Raw genomic sequence first — 15845 nt, 5'->3', positions numbered from 1 at the left:
ACAATTCTTGGCAAAACCATTAAATTCTTCGAGACTCACTCGAGATACTTTTCTTCACAAAACCACATTCAAATTTTTAATTTCATTTCAGCCTTTCATTTCTACAGCATCCTTTTGTTATCTGAACCCGAATAAAACACATTATGACTAGTTTGGCAGAAGCCTATGATCGTACAGGTAAAAAAAGTCGAAAAAATCTTTACACCGGAACTGCACTTTTCGCGACAGGTGGCATTCTAGTTATAGCCGGCATATTGTTTAGTACTACCAATATCCTGGTAGACCTAGATTTTGGCTATTTCGTCATACGTAGAATCTCTGGTTTATTGGCAGGGTTGGGATTCCCTATATTTCTACTAGGTGTCTTTGCAGTTCTCCCTGCAACAGAATATCAGCGCGCTTCTGCCATAGTTGGAGCTAGCATATCTGTTTTTGGAGTTCTACTTTTCTGGTATGCATATCCTTACAAATGGATAGGGGCAACTTCAAATCACATCACACTCTTCGTTGTCATAATCTACTTCTTGGGTTCCATCGTGATCCTCTGGTCTCTCTTCACGGCTGTAGTAAATTTCAAAACCAGAAACGATCCTGGTGGGACTGTAATTTTACAAAGAATAGTGAATGGAAAAACCCAACTTATAGAGGTCCCCGAATCTGCTATCAAGGTAGTCAAAAGTGGAACGCCAGAGGAAAAACAAGTTGGTACTGTTGGAGTTTTTGGAAAACTATCTCCTACAACTCTAAACCCTGATACTCCCAACGAGGATGTGGACATAGATCGATTATAATTTTCTCACATAATCTTAATTTATTCACCCTCTCCAAACCAAACTCATTTTACACCCAAACCCCAAACCCGGTCATGGCAATCTGTCAAGTTTGTGGTCAAAACGAAGCCATTCCCTTCTCATGCCGAAATTGCGGCGGTGTTTTTTGTGGCCTCCATCGTCTCCCAGAAGCTCATAATTGTGATGGTCTTAAAAACTGGAATGATCCCCTTATGCCCTCTGAAAATAGCTATTCCTCTTCCTCTGATGTGCGAGGAATCTCTAAATTTTTGAATTTGATTTCTAACCGTTTCTTGACGTTCACACTCCCTTTCTTTCGTGGAAATTTAACCTATCTATTCCTAGCCTTAATGTGGATTACTTTAATACTACAATGGTCCGTAATCATAATTTTTGGAATCAATGCACATAATTCTATTTTCACTGTTTCTACATACCATCCCGAATATGTTTGGACCTGGATTTTCTCTATTTTTGCCCATTCCCCTTCTTCATTTTCACACATCCTTTTCAACAGTATAACCTTGTATTTCTTCGGTCCTAGTGTCGAACGATATATAGGTACTAAGAAATTTTTCTACCTTTTCATGCTTGGTGGTATACTCGCCGCACTGTCCCAGATGGGAGCTGGAATTTTGACAGCAACTCCTGGATTTGTACTTGGAGCTAGTGGGGCAATACTGGCTATTATGGGGTTCCTCACAGTGCTCAATCCCAATCTCAAAGTACATCTTTATTTTTTGTTACCCCTCCCACTTTGGGTATTGACAATAGGCTTCGCAATTATCTCTGTGTCTCTTATTTCTGTAGGTGGAATTGGAGCTGGAGGAGTGGCCCAACTAGCCCACCTCGTTGGATTGCTAATTGGAATCGTATATGGCGAACGCTTCAAACGGAACAATCCTTCGAATTTCATTAGCCAAAGATCATTCAAACCAAAAATTGGTTTCTAGCTATCTTTCAAAAGCCCATCTATTTCCTCTTCCCATTCACTCATCAATGATTCATAAGCTGTGTCTATATCTATCTCCAACTCTGCCAACTTTTTTATGTGTTCCCGATACCGAATATCATTTGAATTAGCTCCATATGCAAGCATATATTTCACTCTACGATGCACGCCTATGACATGTTGGATCGCAAAAATACCGTCGGGAATTTCCTCTCCACACACTTTACAGGAAACATGAGGGTGTTCCTTAATTTGATGACGAAGTAATCCTTCTATCGTTCCAAAATGGATTTCGCATTCTGCGATTCCACAAATCCATTCTGCCATCGCCTCTCTCTCCCCTCTCTTAACGATCTCCCGAATCTAAGACCCTTATTTGATCTCCCCTGACTGTAACCGGAATTGGAACAGTTGCTTCATAAAGTTCCACAGTCACCTGATCTTTAGCCTCATCTATCCTTTGAACTTGTGCCCTTTCACCTTTAAATGGCCCTGCGACCAACTCAATTATATCTCCTTCTGCAATCCCTTCTACATCCGATTTAGGTGTGAGGAAATGTCCAATTTCTTCAATTGAACTCTCCCCCTTTATTATTGTTCTCGCATGTGGAATTTCTTCAATTATCAATCCAATCGCATCGGGTTCATCTGACTCTACCATTACATAACTTGTTAGTGAATCCGGGGAAAGAATAGAATGTATTGCAGGGTGCTCCTTTCTGGCTATCATATCTGACACCGCTTGTTCTTGACTAGCTGTAGTTTTAATGGCATATATTTTTGATATACTCTGCTCACTATCCATTATGCTTTCTCCTCCAACTTGCTCCTTCCTTGGTTCATTTTCATCTATAGACATTTTTATCACTTCGGGATCAATTTCATTATTCCAAATATTATGAACCCTATGCCCCCTACCACTAGAATCCCTATCCCTGCAATCTTAGAAATTTGTATAAATTCCTCTTTAGTAGGGACGCTAGATAGTTTTATTAGGCGCAAATACGAGGCCAGATCACGTGGGACATCCATAATTTAATCTATATTCTCCTTTATTTCTACTTTTCCTATTCTTCACTCAACGTAATCTATTTTACCAATTCTGCTTTCTTCTCTTTGTCTAGCCGCATCCATCCTTCCATATATCTGTGGTGATTGAACTCCCGTAACCACTATCATGGTTCGTATTCTTCCTTCAAGCTCATCATCAACAGAGGTCCCCCATATGATTCTTGCATCTGGATCAATCCGTTCGTAAATTTCTTCTACCACACCTTCTGCTTCTTCGATCGACATATCTGGCCCACCTGTAACGTTTATCAACGCTGCATTTGCTGTTGAAATATCTACATCTAACATGGGGGATTTCAAAGCTTCTTTCACCGAATCTTGAGCCTTATTTTCTGAATCCGACTCTCCCAATCCGATCATTGCAACCCCTCCTCTTTCCATAACCGTTCTGACATCTGCAAAGTCTAGATTAACAAGCCCGGGTTTTGTAATCAATTCTGTTATCCCTTTCACCGACCGCATAAGTGCCCTATCTGCAGCTTTAAATGCCTCTTTTACAGGTAGCTTCCCCACAACTTCAAGTAATCGATCGTTCGGAACAACAATTACTGTGTCTGCTACATCTCGTAATCTCTCGAGCCCTGCATTTGCATTTACCCTTCTGACTTCTCCCTCAGCTGTAAATGGTGTTGTCACAATTGCAATTGTCAAAGCACCTATGTCTCGAGCGGCTTTCGCAACCACCGGCGCGGACCCCGTGCCAGTTCCCCCTCCCAATCCTGCTGTGACAAATACCATGTCGGACCCTTTCATAACTTCAAGTATCTCATCTTTACTTTCAAGAGCAGCTTCTTCTCCAATTTGTGGTAAAGACCCCGCACCCCTGCCCTTTGTTCTATTCCTCCCTATCAATATCTTAGTGTCCGCATTCACCTTGACCAAATGCTGAACATCTGTATTGGCAGCTATTAGATTTGCCCCATGAATTCCCTCTTCAGACATCCTATTGACTGTGTTGTTTCCTCCCCCTCCACATCCAAAAACTGTGATGTTCGTTTGTAAATCTTCCAAAATTTCAAGGAGCTGTTCATCCGTCATTAGCCCATCTCTTGATGGCACCTCTTCAAGAGCTACATTTTCTTCTGCTTCTTCGATCACATCTTCAGCGGTAAATTCCATTTACGTGTATATTATGTACTCAAGCTCATTAGTGTTACTTTTATACACCCTGTTAAAATAGTCACTTTTCCCCCATCTTGTTAATTCATCTCATCCGGTATACTGTACTATTAACTTAACTTGTATCTCTTATTTTTTACTTCTTGTACTTCTTCTGGATCCAACATCTTACCCTTCACCTCCACAGATTTTCCCGATGCCAACTCTCCAAATTTTGGCCCCTCTTCCACTCCTAAAATCCGTGCTTTCTCTGGACTAAATACCAACTCTTCAACAAAAATCTCGCTCCCCTTTCGAGAAACATGATTATATCTTTGCTCTAATATGTGACAAAATTCTTCTATTATGTCTTCATATGCTTGCCGAGCCCGTACTGCTACTTTTCCCTTAACCAGACTTCCATTTTCAACGGTCTCGAATGCAATTGTATTCCTCAATATCACTTCTCTCACCCTTTTTGAACTTATAACTTGAACATCCTTCAGCAGCGATTGATCCAATTCTCTAATTTCCACTCGATCCGACCTAACTCTCCCAAAACGTAATCCTTCTTCAATAGTTGACATGGAGATTTCCATGCGCGAAACAACCTCTAGTCCCACTCCCGTTGTTTCTCTCACCCATTTTTCACTAACTATTTCATATCCTTCTTGTTTTATTATTTTTTCCAATTCTAAATTTTTATCTACTATGATGCATCTATTTGACCCACTTTTATCGAATATGTTCCTTATCATCTCCGAATTAATTTCTCCCATATCTTCCAAACACCAGTCGGCAGCAACATGCCCAATCGCCCAATCTGTATCTCTCATAATCCTCTCGAATCGTGGCATATAATGTCCCCCTCCAAAACCCACAATAGTCTTTTCACAATTAGATTTCTCCCCTTTGATACTCATAATTGATTTCGCGACCGACTCCGCAGCTTCTACATCCACCCATTCTTTTTCTGAACTCCCTATCTCTACAAACATTGAAGGAACATTGACATCCGACGGGCCATGATGTGTACATTCGATACCCACTTCATAATTTTCGGGGGCATATTTTCTAAGTGCATCAACAACGGCTTTATGCAAATTTGGGCATGCCATTGATAACTCTCTAGGTTTACCTCCAAATTTTGCTTCCCCAAAATTCCCCGTATAGTGAGCTGTCAGTAAAGCCCCGGTTTCTCCCACATGTCTAGAAACAAATATGATGCATTCCACGGTACCAAAGGCCAATCCAACCTCTTCAAGTTGAATATGCAGTCCTTCAAATTCTCTGAGTTCAAACCCATCTGTACAGTAATATTCTCCTCCTCCTTCTGTATCAATTCGACTCGAATCTATTTTTTGTACCCATTTTCCTATCTTCAATATTTCCTCCCCAATTAGAACTGAGACAGAATCCGACCGGCTCACAACAATGCCTATCACAGTAACCCATGGGTCCTCGTTCGAATAAAACCAATCGGTGATAATTCCCACCAATTCTTCTCTCTGTTGAATACAGTAACCCTTTAGTAATCCTTCTAATAATTTTATATATGAGTGAACTTTTTTCTATTTCTTCCACTTTACTGAATATATCCACACTAGTCGTTTCGTTCATCGCACTTCTCCTAGGCGCTGCAATATTCACCAATGGAATTGAATGGGTAGGCCATAAAACCAACATCTCTGAAAGTGCAACTGGAAGTATTCTGGCAGCAGTTGGAACTGCGCTCCCTGAAACCATGATACCTGTTATTGCTATCTACACTGTATGGAGAACTGGTGGGGCAAGTTCTGCAGATGAGATTGGGGTGGGTGCCATTTTGGGTGCTCCTTTCATGTTGGCTACCATCGCCATGTTTCTCATAGGTTGCAGTTTGATATATTTCAAACCCAGGAGATCTTCTGGACTAAAATTAAAAATCTACTCCTCCTCAACGAAGAGGGACCTATCCTTTTTTATCATCGCATATTCTCTAGCAATAATCGCCGCACTTGTCCCTTGGAGAACTTTGTCCTTACTCATAGCTTTCAGTTTAGTGGCGCTTTATTTATTTTATCTCCAACGCACCCTTTCTAGTGGCATTGCAATTGAAGCAGAATCTCTCGAGAATCTACAAGTTGGTGTTGTACTTGACAAACTAGCACAGATAGTACCCATCCTCGCCGCGAAAAAAACCCGAGCTTCTGATCCCACCACTCCGTTGGTCATTTTCCAGGCACTATTCGCACTCGGAATCATCATTGCAGGTGCCCACCTTTTCATTCATGCGGTAGAGTGGCTTTCTTACGATGTGCTAAATCTTCCTCTCGCAGTAATTGCTCTTCTTCTTGCTCCTTTGGCAACTGAACTCCCTGAGAAATTTAACAGCATAATATGGATATCTCGTGACAAGGACGTTTTGGCTCTAGGAAATATCACTGGGGCATTGGTATTTCAATCAACTCTTCCCGTAACACTTGGGATCATTTTCACATCATGGGATCTTTCTTTTGCCTGGGGCACTGTTGGATTCTTAAATGCAATTTCTGCTGTATTCGCAATTTTGGGTGCTTCTATCCTTTACATCCGTGCTAGATATTCCACAGACGAGACCCTGGGTAATCTCCCATTTTTGATTGGTGGGGTATTATATCTCCTATTCATCATCTTGTTGGTTTATCATGTAGGAAACTTCGATTTGACTGTAACTAGCCATGGTTAGTCCTAAAGAGAATTTATGTATCCTGAGATCTGTAATTAATCTATAATGCAGATCTTTGGTCTATTGGGAAATCCTATAGGCCACTCTCTATCTCCTGTAATGCATCAAGCAGCATATTCCCATCTGCTCATGGATGCTAAATATATCGCAATGGAACCCGAAGTTTCTGATCTCGAGGAAATTATAACTGAAGCTCCTCAAAATGGGATCTCTGGGTTAAATGTCACTATACCTTTTAAACAAGATGTCTTACCCCACGTCCAACCCAACAAACTAGCAAAAAGAATTGGAGCTGTCAACACAATTGACTTCTCTGGAAAAAAGCCAATTGGATACAATACCGATGTTGCCGGTGCCCGTAGATCATTTGAACACCACGATGTTAGTTTATCTGGAAAAAATTCTGTTGTTCTTGGAGCGGGGGGAGCTGGCCGCGCATTGGCCTTCATGCTATCTGACGAAGGATCTGATGTTTCCATTGTTAACCGAACTGAAAGCAAAGCACGTTCTCTATCCGAATCTGTACCCAATTCAACTGGATATGGATTATCTAGTTTACCTGAGTTGCTCCCCGAAGCCGATATAATTGTCAACACAACTAGCGTTGGCATGAAAACTGATATCTCTCTCATACCTGAAACTTTCCTCCACTCCGATCTTGTCGTAATGGATGCTGTTTATCGCCCTCTCCAAACCAGATTACTCCGAGAAGCAAAAGATTCTGGTGCACTTACTATCGACGGCGCCTGGATGCTTTTGTACCAAGGAGTAGAGGCCTTTGAAATTTGGACTGGTAAAAAAGCCCCTGTGAGTGTAATGAATAAAGCAGTACGCTCTCAACTGTAGTATCTCACCTTGAATTTCCTTTCATTCGAGTAATACCTTTTGCCATCGGTAATCTATTGGCCACCGTGGACTCTATCAATCCTCAGATCGAGGTATACACTGACAAACACGATTATCTATCCGTCGCAGCAACTTCGCCATCCAGATCTAGAATCCCTGTAGAAGTTCGAGTTGTTGTAGACGATCCGTTTAAAGCATATCTCAACTCTCGGGAAGGTTCCCAAAGTTTTTATCTAGAGACTACTGGGGGGACACCTGGCTGGGGATATTTTGGCATCCGACCCAGTGCTTTCCTCGAGATCAATTCTAATTCCTCAACATCTTCATCTGCCCTATCTCAATTATATGATTTTTTTTCCAAAGAACACCTAGTACGAAATGGGTGTGAAACCCCGTACCCTTGCGGAGTAGTTGGATGGCTATCTTATGAATTATCAAAAGAAATAGAAAACATTCCGCCCCGCACTGATACTTTAAACCCCTTTCCTTTGCTTCAAGCTGGATTTTACGACTGCATAGTATCTTGGAAAGAACCCCGTGATGAAAAAACAACACTTAGAATTACTTCATGCCCTCTCGTAGAAATCCCCGAAGAAACTTTTGACACCACGTTAACAACAATACTAGATTTAGCTAGGTCTCTCCTAATTCCATCTCCCCCTTCAGACGATCTATCTGATGCCTCTCCGATCACTGATTTTAAGAGTGATTGCGGGCGTGAAATTTTTTGCGAACGTGTACGAGAAATCAAACACCATATACGGGAAGGTGACACTTTTCAAGTCAATACAGCACATAATCTAACTTTGGATTCTGATATGCCCCCTAGTCTCTTATTCAGTGCCCTTCGGCAGATAAATCCTGCTCCCTATTCTTCAATATTCGAATTCCCAAAAATCGATCTAATTGGAGTAAGTCCCGAGTTACTTTTTCGACTAGAGGACGATTTAATCATAGCAGAACCAATCGCAGGAACTAGACCCAGGGGTGCCAATTCTTCCGACGATCTCGCACTCGAAAACGAGCTTACCAATAGTCCAAAAGAACGAGCAGAACATGCAATGCTCGTTGATTTGTGTCGGAATGATATTGGAAAAGTAGCCGAATATGGAACTGTCCATATCGACGAATATTGTAGGGTGGATCGATACTCTGCAGTAATGCATCTAGTTTCCACAGTAACGGGAACTCTGCACCCTACTAAAAATATACTTGATATAATCAAAGCAATGTTCCCTGGCGGTACTATCACTGGTGCCCCAAAACCCCGTACCATGGGGATAATAAATGAACTAGAAACTTCTTACAGAGGTCCTTATACCGGTAGTGCTGGGATCTTTGGTTTTGATAATCGGGCCACTTTAAATATAATCATTCGAACTTTCATCCATCAAAATGGAACTTATCTTCTTCCTGTTGGTTCTGGCATCGTACATGATTCTTCTCCCGAACTTGAATATGAGGAAACTCTTTCTAAGGCTAGAGCCCTAGTCCAAGCAATGAACCTAGCACTTTCAGATCCCTCTTCTCTGGAATGACTTAGAAATTACCAACCACCTATTACCATGGATTCCCCTCACATTTTAATCATTGACAATTATGATTCATTTTCGTACAATCTAGTTCAGGGAATTGGAACTCTGGCAAATGTAGATATATACCGAAACGATGCTATAACTATCGATGAAATACAGAAGTTAGATCCCGATGGAATCATCATATCACCTGGCCCCGGATTCCCCCACAATGCCGGTGTTTCTATGTCTATTTTTTCGGAGTTAAATTACCCCACTCTTGGAGTTTGTTTAGGCCATCAGGCCCTGTGCGCCGCAAATGGAGTATCCATTATTCACGCACCATCCGTTGTACATGGAAAAATTTCACATGTAACTCATGATGGATCTGGTGTTTTATCAGACCTTCCCAATCCCTTTGTCGCCGGACGTTATCATTCGTTAATAGCTGAAGAAAACAGCATGCCCGATTTCCTCATCCCAACCGCCCGGACCCTCGGTGAATTCCCCCTCCTTATGGGGGTTCGTCACACGAAAAAGCCCCATGAGGGTGTTCAATTCCACCCCGAAAGCTTTCTGACACCATTGGGGGCTAAAATATTAGAGAATTTTTGCACCCAATGCATTAAATAAGGCGTTCATTTAATCACCATTTAAGCTTTAGCAGCTTCATTTCTTTAGTATGAGTGCAAATGACATAATAAAACGTGTCCAAAAAGGAGAAATTAAACTCCACGAGCTTGAGGAACACGTAGATTCCGATATGGCAGCTAATGTCCGTCGGCAGATAATAGAGTCCGAATTAAATGTCAAACTCTCTTCTATTGGAAATTACACTTTCGACGCAAAATTAGCCTCTACTAATATCGAGAACATGATCGGATCTGTACAAATACCTATGGGGATAGCCGGCCCAATCACTGTATTTGGATCTGCAACAGAAGGATCCTTTTACCTCCCTTTAGCAACCACTGAAGGGGCCTTAGTCGCTAGCGTAAACCGTGGGTGCTCTGCCATTCGACACGCGGGCGGGGCCATATCCCGAGTATTCAACAATGCAATGACACGAGCCCCTGTGTTTAAAGTTGCTAATGTCTCTGAATCTCTAGATTTCATAAATTGGATTTCTACTAATTATTCAGAAATAGAAGAAATAGCCAATTCTACCACCAACCATGGGGAATTGACAGGGATCAAACCCTATGTAGTTGGGAATTCTATTTTCCTACGATTTTCATACGATACAAAAGACGCAATGGGGATGAACATGGTCACAATTTCCACCAAAAAAGTATCTGAATTCCTAGAACAACAAACTCCCGCGAAACTCATTTCCCTTTCTGGAAATCTCTGTTCTGATAAAAAACCAGCCGCAATTAACGCAATTGAGGGTCGTGGCAGAACCGTTTCAGCTGATGTTCTAATCCCCCGGAAAATAGTAGAAGAAAAACTCCACACAACTCCCGAAGCCATTGTGGAAATCAATACGCAAAAAAATCACATTGGTAGCGCTAGGGCGGTTAGCCTGGGCCACAATGCCCAAGCGGCAAATATTATTGCAGCAATTTTCTTAGCAACGGGCCAAGATGCAGCACAAGTCGTAGAAGGAGCAAACGTCATCACAACCGCTGACGTCCGAGACGGGGGCCTATACCTGAGTGTCACACTCCTGAGCCTTGAAATAGGAACTATTGGAGGGGGGACTCATCTACCCTCTCAGTCCGAGGCCCTTGATATCTTAGGCGTCCGTGGCGGGGGGACTCCTCCCGGATCCAATGCAGATGCATTTGCAGAAATAATATCATCCGGCGTCCTTGCAGGGGAACTGTCATTACTTTCTGCACTGGGTTCTCGAGATCTCTCAAGTGCCCACGAACGACTCGGAAGATAACTATTCTCCTTGCTTTAAGTTTCTTTATTTTCGCTCGTTCCTATTCTCTCTGACAACAACTGAGTCCGTACTACACGAGCAACCTCTATGTCTTCTTCTTCTGCGAATTTCCTAAGTTCCCTAAAATTATGTCTTTTGCTACACCTGGGGCATTTAACAGTCTTCGGCCGCATCCCAACTATCCATATTGTCTGACATCTGTCACACCCAACCACGGAATACATACTGGTTTTCTTACTTTTTTCAATAGATAAAGCATATGTTCTATGACCTCTATGTGCTAATTACAAAATAACACTATGTCCTCTGAAGATCTAATAGTCGACTTAGAAGTGGCAAAAGCATATTCCAATGATTCTGGCCGTGGGATTGCACGTTTAGATCCTGACACATTTCTTCATTTAAAACTCAGCCCTGGGGATATAATTCGGATCAACGGTGGAAAACAAACTGCAGCAAAAGTCTGGAGGGCAGATCGACAAGATTGGAATACGAATACCGTTAGAATAGATGGTTTCACACGCCAGAATGCTAATGTTAGTCTTGGAGAAACAGTCTCCATCCAAAAAGTAGATTCCATTCCTGCAGAAAAAGTAGTTTTCGCTCCCCCTCCTGCTAGTAATGTTCGTTTCGGTGAAGACGCAGCTAGTATGATTCGAAGGCAGATTCTTAAACGGCCTGTCTTTTCAAGGGATGTAGTGCCCATAATGTCTACTACAAGCCATCCCTTCATGCGATCTCCTGGACAGGCCATTCCACTCATTGCTGTCGAAACAGTCCCGACTGGGATCGTTGTGATCTCTGAGGAAACCGAGATCCAACTCAGCGAAGTACCCGCGTCTGGGTATGAAAAATCGAGCAACGCCATCACATACGAGGACATAGGCGGGCTTTCTGACGAAATCCACAGAGTCCGAGAAATGATAGAACTACCTCTCAAACACCCCTCTATATTCGCAAAACTTGGCATTGACCCTCCCCAAGGGGTACTTTTACATGGTCCTCCTGGAACTGGGAAAACACTTCTAGCAAAAGCTGTGGCAAGCGAAACCAGTGCAAGATTTTTCTCAATCGCAGGACCCGAAATTATTTCAAAGTATTACGGCGAATCTGAACAACAATTACGTTCCATTTTTGAAGACGCAGCTAAGGAAGCTCCTTCTATAATCTTTATAGACGAACTAGATTCTATAGCACCTAAACGTGAAGAAGTTACTGGTGAAGTTGAACGCCGTGTAGTCGCTCAATTACTCACTATGATGGATGGCCTTGAATCCCGTGGAGAAGTCATTGTTATTGGAGCTACCAACCGCCTCGATGCAATTGATCCTGCCCTTCGACGACCTGGACGTTTCGATAGGGAAATCGAAATTGGTGTCCCCTCTGCGATCGACCGCCACGAAATCCTCCAAATACACACACGTGGAATGCCACTTGACGACTCTATCGATTTAGTTGAGTTAGCTCGAGACACCCACGGATTCGTTGGCGCAGATCTAGAATCTCTAACGAAAGAAGCTGCAATGAAAACTCTTCGAAGATATTTGCCAAAAATTGACCTCGATTCAGAAGAGATTTCCCACGAACTAATTGACACCATGATTGTCACCAACGAAGATTTCGACCTAGCTCTCTATGAAATAAGTCCTAGTGCAATGCGGGAAGTTTTGGTTGAAGTTCCCAATGTCAGTTGGGACTCTGTTGGAGGACTTGAAACCGCAAAAAGAGAACTTCAAGAATCTGTCGAATGGCCACTGACCAACCCCGAAAGATTCACTAGAATGGGGATTTCCCCTCCTTCTGGAATTTTGTTATATGGTCCTCCTGGAACTGGGAAAACACTTCTAGCAAAAGCTGTAGCAACAGAAACTGATGCAAATTTCATCTCCATAAGGGGCCCCCAACTCCTTTCAAAGTGGGTCGGGGAATCCGAAAAAGCGATTCGAGAAGTCTTCCGAAAAGCTGCCCAAGTTTCACCAGCAGTTATCTTTTTCGACGAGCTGGATGCACTTGCTCCTAACAGGGGGTATGAATTCGGTAGCAATGTATCGCAACGAGTTGTTAACCAACTACTCACAGAATTAGATGGACTAGAGGAACTTGCAGACGTAGTGGTCATTGCAGCAACCAATCGACCAGATATGATCGATCCAGCACTAGTACGATCTGGAAGATTCGACAGACTAGTCATGGTAGAAGAACCTGGATTAGAAGGCCGAAAAGAGATTTTCAGAATCCATACCCAAGAAATGCCGTTGGCATCCGAAGTCGGTTTAACTGAACTTGCTGAAATAACCGAAGGCTATGTTGGTAGTGATATAGCTAGTATAGCCAGAGAAGCAGCAATTGAAGCACTCCGAGAAGATTCCGATTCAACCGAAGTAGAAATGCGTCACTTCCGCAAAGCTTTAGATTCAGTTCGCCCGACGATGACCGCTGATCTTCTAAAGTATTATCATACAATCCAAGATGAGTTTAAAGGTAGCACTGGACTTCCCACTTCCGCTCAGAGAACTCGTATTGGATTCCAGTAACTAAAGAGCTCTATTCTTCCTTTTATTCTATAATTTTTGTGGATAACCTAACCGAGGACATTTAATATTACAGATACAAAACTTTGTATTATGAAAACTTTAATCATTGGTTCTTCTGGTTTAATCGGGAGAAATCTTACCTCTCAACTAAGTGAACAAGGTGAATCTGTAGTTTGCATGGATCTTGACACAAACACAACTCCCAATCTCGACGGTGTAGAATTGATCCAAGGAGATGTGACAAACTACGACGAAGTTTCACAGATTATTAATACACATGAACCCGACCGAATAGTCCATCTAGCATATCTCGTTGGTCGTGGGGCGCTTGAAGATCTTAGCTTATCATTACACGTTAATCTTCTAGGTGTCGATAATGTATTCCGGGCATCTGTAGAATCTAGTGTCCCCCGTGTTGTATGGGCAAGCACTCTTGGTGTTTATAGCTCTTTAGATTATGAAGACGGACTCATAGTAACTGAAGATTCTCCCCGTCCTTATTCTCCTTATACTGCATTCGATACCGCTTCATATTATTCCGCATTGAAACATATGAACGAATATCAGGCGTTGTTATACGCTTCACGTGAAGATTTAGATGTATGTGCCATTAGACCCAGCACAGTTTTTGGACCTGGAAGATATACTGGATATCCTTGGGTGGGCAGTTTCGTAGAAGACGCTGTGGCTGGAAAAACGACCAATGTTCCTATGCATCCCGATTCCACATTTGGACTCGTCTATGTCGATGACGTTGTTGATTTATTTGAAAAAGTAACTCTGGCAAAAAAACTCAATTTTGATGTTTACAATACGGGGGGAAACCTCATTTCCCTCTCTGAAATAGCAGAAACTGTTAACACAGTTTTGGGTGGCAATTTCGTCCCCGACCCCTCTAGAGAGCCAACATTTCAATTTAACATATCAAATAACCGCGCCCGCGATGAGTTTGGTTATGAAATATTATCTTTTGCAGATGCAATAAGTCGCCATGCCGCTCTTCTCTCGTGATTTCTTTAAAAAATTTACTTGGTTCTGAAGGAAACATACTTTCCGACCGGAGTTTACAGCTTTTACTACTAGCCAATATGGTATACCCTATGGGGACTACCATGATTTCCCCTGTTTTAGAATCTCTAATCCTACCTTTGTCAACAACTCCCGCTGCCGTCGGATTGCTAGTAACTGCATTTTTTGCCCCTTTGATGATTCTTTCCCCCATCGCAGGAGGGCTCACAGACGCTTATGGGCGAAAACCAATATTGGTTGTTGGACTGCTAACATTCGGTATTTCTGGACTCTTGATGACGTTAAGTACATCTTTCCTGTTGACCCTTTCTCTCCGATTTTTACAGGGAGTAGGTGGGGCATGCATCCTACCTGTTATTGTGGCATCTATAGGCGATCTTTATACTGGATCTGCAAGTGCAACCGCTCAAGGTTTGCGCTCCACTAGCCACGGTTTGAGCGGCGCACTTTTCCCTATCTTCTCTGGTTTCCTTGTACTTATTGCATGGAACTACCCATTTCTCCTATATGCAGTTCCCCTTCCTATCGCACTCATCATATATCTATTTCTAGAAGAGCCATCTACTCCCGTCTCTGAGGTCCAATCCCAAGATAGAATTTCATTTAGAACAATAATGCAAAAAGCACCATCACTATTGCTCTACCCTCGGCTTTCTGCTGCAGTTCTTGGAATGTTTATAACTTCTTTTATTTTCACGGCATACGTGACCTATAGCTCTTTGATAATTGTACTCGGAATAGGTGGATCTGCCGGACAAGCGGGCATATTGGTATCTCTATTCAGTGGTGCATCCGCGATAGCCGCTTCCCAATCTGGGCGAGTGTATTCTTATTTTTCCAACTTAACTTATCCTTTCTCAATTCTTTCTGTAGTCATCGGAGGTGGTTTGATGTTAGTTGCATTATCCCAATCACTTATGCACATGGCCGTTGGGGCATTTTGTATAGGAGTGGGTTTCGGACTTTTATTTTCTCTTTGGCGTGTTTTGATAATTGAATTCACACCCGAAGCCTTCAGAGGCGTCATAATAAGTTTTGGAGAAACCGCAAAAGGAGCCGGAGCAACTCTTGCCCCTGTAATTATGGGGATTGTATTTATTGTCTTACAATCTCACTACGAGTTAGTATTTGCATTACGTTTGACAAATGCGCTCTTTGGATTCTTGGCGATCATCGTGAGCATATATCTGTCTTTCATAGCCGTTTCTCAAACACCCGAACGGATCTCGATGGCAGATTTTTAAATTCTATCTAATTTATTATAGTGGGACTCTTACGTCCCAACTAATGCGAATTGTAATAAATTCAATAAACACGAATCGTAACCCGGGGCAAATATGAATGGAAAAAATAAGAAAACCCCTTATGCAATATTCCTAGTGGTGATATGTCTCCTCCTTGCGGGGTGTTCA

At 42.3% G+C, this 15845-nt stretch carries 16 protein-coding genes; 10 read left to right on the top strand and 6 right to left on the bottom strand.

Going from position 1 to position 15845, the window contains the following annotated elements:
• Nucleotides 1–143: 143 nt before the first annotated feature.
• Both ACM9H2_RS02670 and ACM9H2_RS02665 read left to right on the top strand, forming a co-directional pair.
• A complete protein-coding gene (locus ACM9H2_RS02670) occupies nt 144–791 on the top strand; it encodes a hypothetical protein (protein WP_415487922.1) in 648 nt (215 codons plus the stop codon).
• A 74-nt stretch (nt 792–865) separates the two neighbouring features.
• A complete protein-coding gene (locus ACM9H2_RS02665; RefSeq protein ID WP_415487920.1) occupies nt 866–1744 on the top strand; it encodes a rhomboid family intramembrane serine protease in 879 nt (292 codons plus the stop codon).
• Here ACM9H2_RS02665 and ACM9H2_RS02660 read toward each other — a convergent pair.
• From ACM9H2_RS02660 to ACM9H2_RS02640, 5 genes are all read right to left on the bottom strand, one after another.
• Nucleotides 1741–2070 carry a hypothetical protein gene (locus ACM9H2_RS02660; protein WP_415487918.1) on the bottom strand — a complete coding sequence of 110 codons (330 nt, stop codon included), beginning with the start codon at nt 2068–2070 and terminating at the stop codon, nt 1741–1743. The genes ACM9H2_RS02665 and ACM9H2_RS02660 overlap by 4 nt on opposite strands.
• Before the next feature lie 19 nt (nt 2071–2089).
• On the bottom strand, nt 2090–2548 hold the full coding sequence (locus ACM9H2_RS02655; protein ID WP_415488108.1) for a transcription elongation factor Spt5: 459 nt from the start codon (nt 2546–2548) through the stop codon (nt 2090–2092).
• Between the two features lie 59 nt (nt 2549–2607).
• Nucleotides 2608–2775, bottom strand: a complete 168-nt coding sequence (locus ACM9H2_RS02650) for a protein translocase SEC61 complex subunit gamma (protein ID WP_415487916.1) — start codon at nt 2773–2775, stop codon at nt 2608–2610.
• 42 nt (nt 2776–2817) lie between these two features.
• Nucleotides 2818–3933 (bottom strand): cell division protein FtsZ, encoded by a 1116-nt coding sequence (gene ftsZ, locus ACM9H2_RS02645; RefSeq protein WP_415487914.1) that lies wholly within the window; start codon nt 3931–3933, stop codon nt 2818–2820.
• A 110-nt stretch (nt 3934–4043) separates the two neighbouring features.
• Nucleotides 4044–5408, bottom strand: a complete 1365-nt coding sequence (locus ACM9H2_RS02640; protein ID WP_415487912.1) for a D-aminoacyl-tRNA deacylase — start codon at nt 5406–5408, stop codon at nt 4044–4046.
• 59 nt (nt 5409–5467) lie between these two features.
• Here ACM9H2_RS02640 and ACM9H2_RS02635 point away from each other — a divergent pair, with 59 nt between their 5' ends.
• The 5 genes from ACM9H2_RS02635 (at nt 5468) to hmgA (ending at nt 10870) form a co-directional block, all read left to right on the top strand.
• A complete protein-coding gene (locus ACM9H2_RS02635) occupies nt 5468–6619 on the top strand; it encodes a sodium:calcium antiporter (RefSeq protein WP_415487910.1) in 1152 nt (383 codons plus the stop codon).
• Between the two features lie 45 nt (nt 6620–6664).
• Nucleotides 6665–7465 (top strand): shikimate dehydrogenase, encoded by an 801-nt coding sequence (locus ACM9H2_RS02630; RefSeq protein WP_415487908.1) that lies wholly within the window; start codon nt 6665–6667, stop codon nt 7463–7465.
• Nucleotides 7466–7530: 65 nt separating this feature from the next.
• Nucleotides 7531–9003, top strand: a complete 1473-nt coding sequence (locus ACM9H2_RS02625) for an anthranilate synthase component I family protein (RefSeq protein WP_415487906.1) — start codon at nt 7531–7533, stop codon at nt 9001–9003.
• Nucleotides 9004–9030: 27 nt separating this feature from the next.
• Nucleotides 9031–9612, top strand: coding sequence for an anthranilate synthase component II (locus tag ACM9H2_RS02620; protein ID WP_415487904.1), 582 nt, complete (start codon nt 9031–9033; stop codon nt 9610–9612).
• 49 nt (nt 9613–9661) lie between these two features.
• Entirely contained in the window at nt 9662–10870 is a 1209-nt protein-coding gene (gene hmgA / locus ACM9H2_RS02615) for a hydroxymethylglutaryl-CoA reductase (NADPH) (protein ID WP_415487902.1), read from the top strand.
• A gap of 14 nt (nt 10871–10884) precedes the next feature.
• Here hmgA and ACM9H2_RS02610 read toward each other — a convergent pair whose 3' ends face one another.
• Entirely contained in the window at nt 10885–11094 is a 210-nt protein-coding gene (locus ACM9H2_RS02610) for a DUF5817 domain-containing protein (RefSeq protein ID WP_415487900.1), read from the bottom strand.
• A gap of 75 nt (nt 11095–11169) precedes the next feature.
• Here ACM9H2_RS02610 and ACM9H2_RS02605 point away from each other — a divergent pair, with 75 nt between their 5' ends.
• From ACM9H2_RS02605 to ACM9H2_RS02595, 3 genes are all read left to right on the top strand, one after another.
• Nucleotides 11170–13404, top strand: a complete 2235-nt coding sequence (locus tag ACM9H2_RS02605) for a CDC48 family AAA ATPase (RefSeq protein ID WP_415487898.1) — start codon at nt 11170–11172, stop codon at nt 13402–13404.
• A gap of 90 nt (nt 13405–13494) precedes the next feature.
• Nucleotides 13495–14415 (top strand): NAD-dependent epimerase/dehydratase family protein, encoded by a 921-nt coding sequence (locus ACM9H2_RS02600; RefSeq protein WP_415487896.1) that lies wholly within the window; start codon nt 13495–13497, stop codon nt 14413–14415.
• Entirely contained in the window at nt 14412–15677 is a 1266-nt protein-coding gene (locus ACM9H2_RS02595; protein WP_415487894.1) for an MFS transporter, read from the top strand. Before ACM9H2_RS02600 ends, ACM9H2_RS02595 begins: the two co-directional genes overlap by 4 nt.
• The last annotated feature ends 168 nt before the right edge of the window (nt 15678–15845 follow it).

This window comes from Candidatus Hikarchaeum yamanae, from assembly GCF_009889665.1.
In the GTDB taxonomy this organism is placed as follows: Archaea; Halobacteriota; Halobacteria; order Halobacteriales; family Hikarchaeaceae; genus Hikarchaeum; species Hikarchaeum yamanae.
Note: the sequence above shows the minus strand (reverse complement) of the source record. Positions and strands in the feature narration are given on the sequence as shown.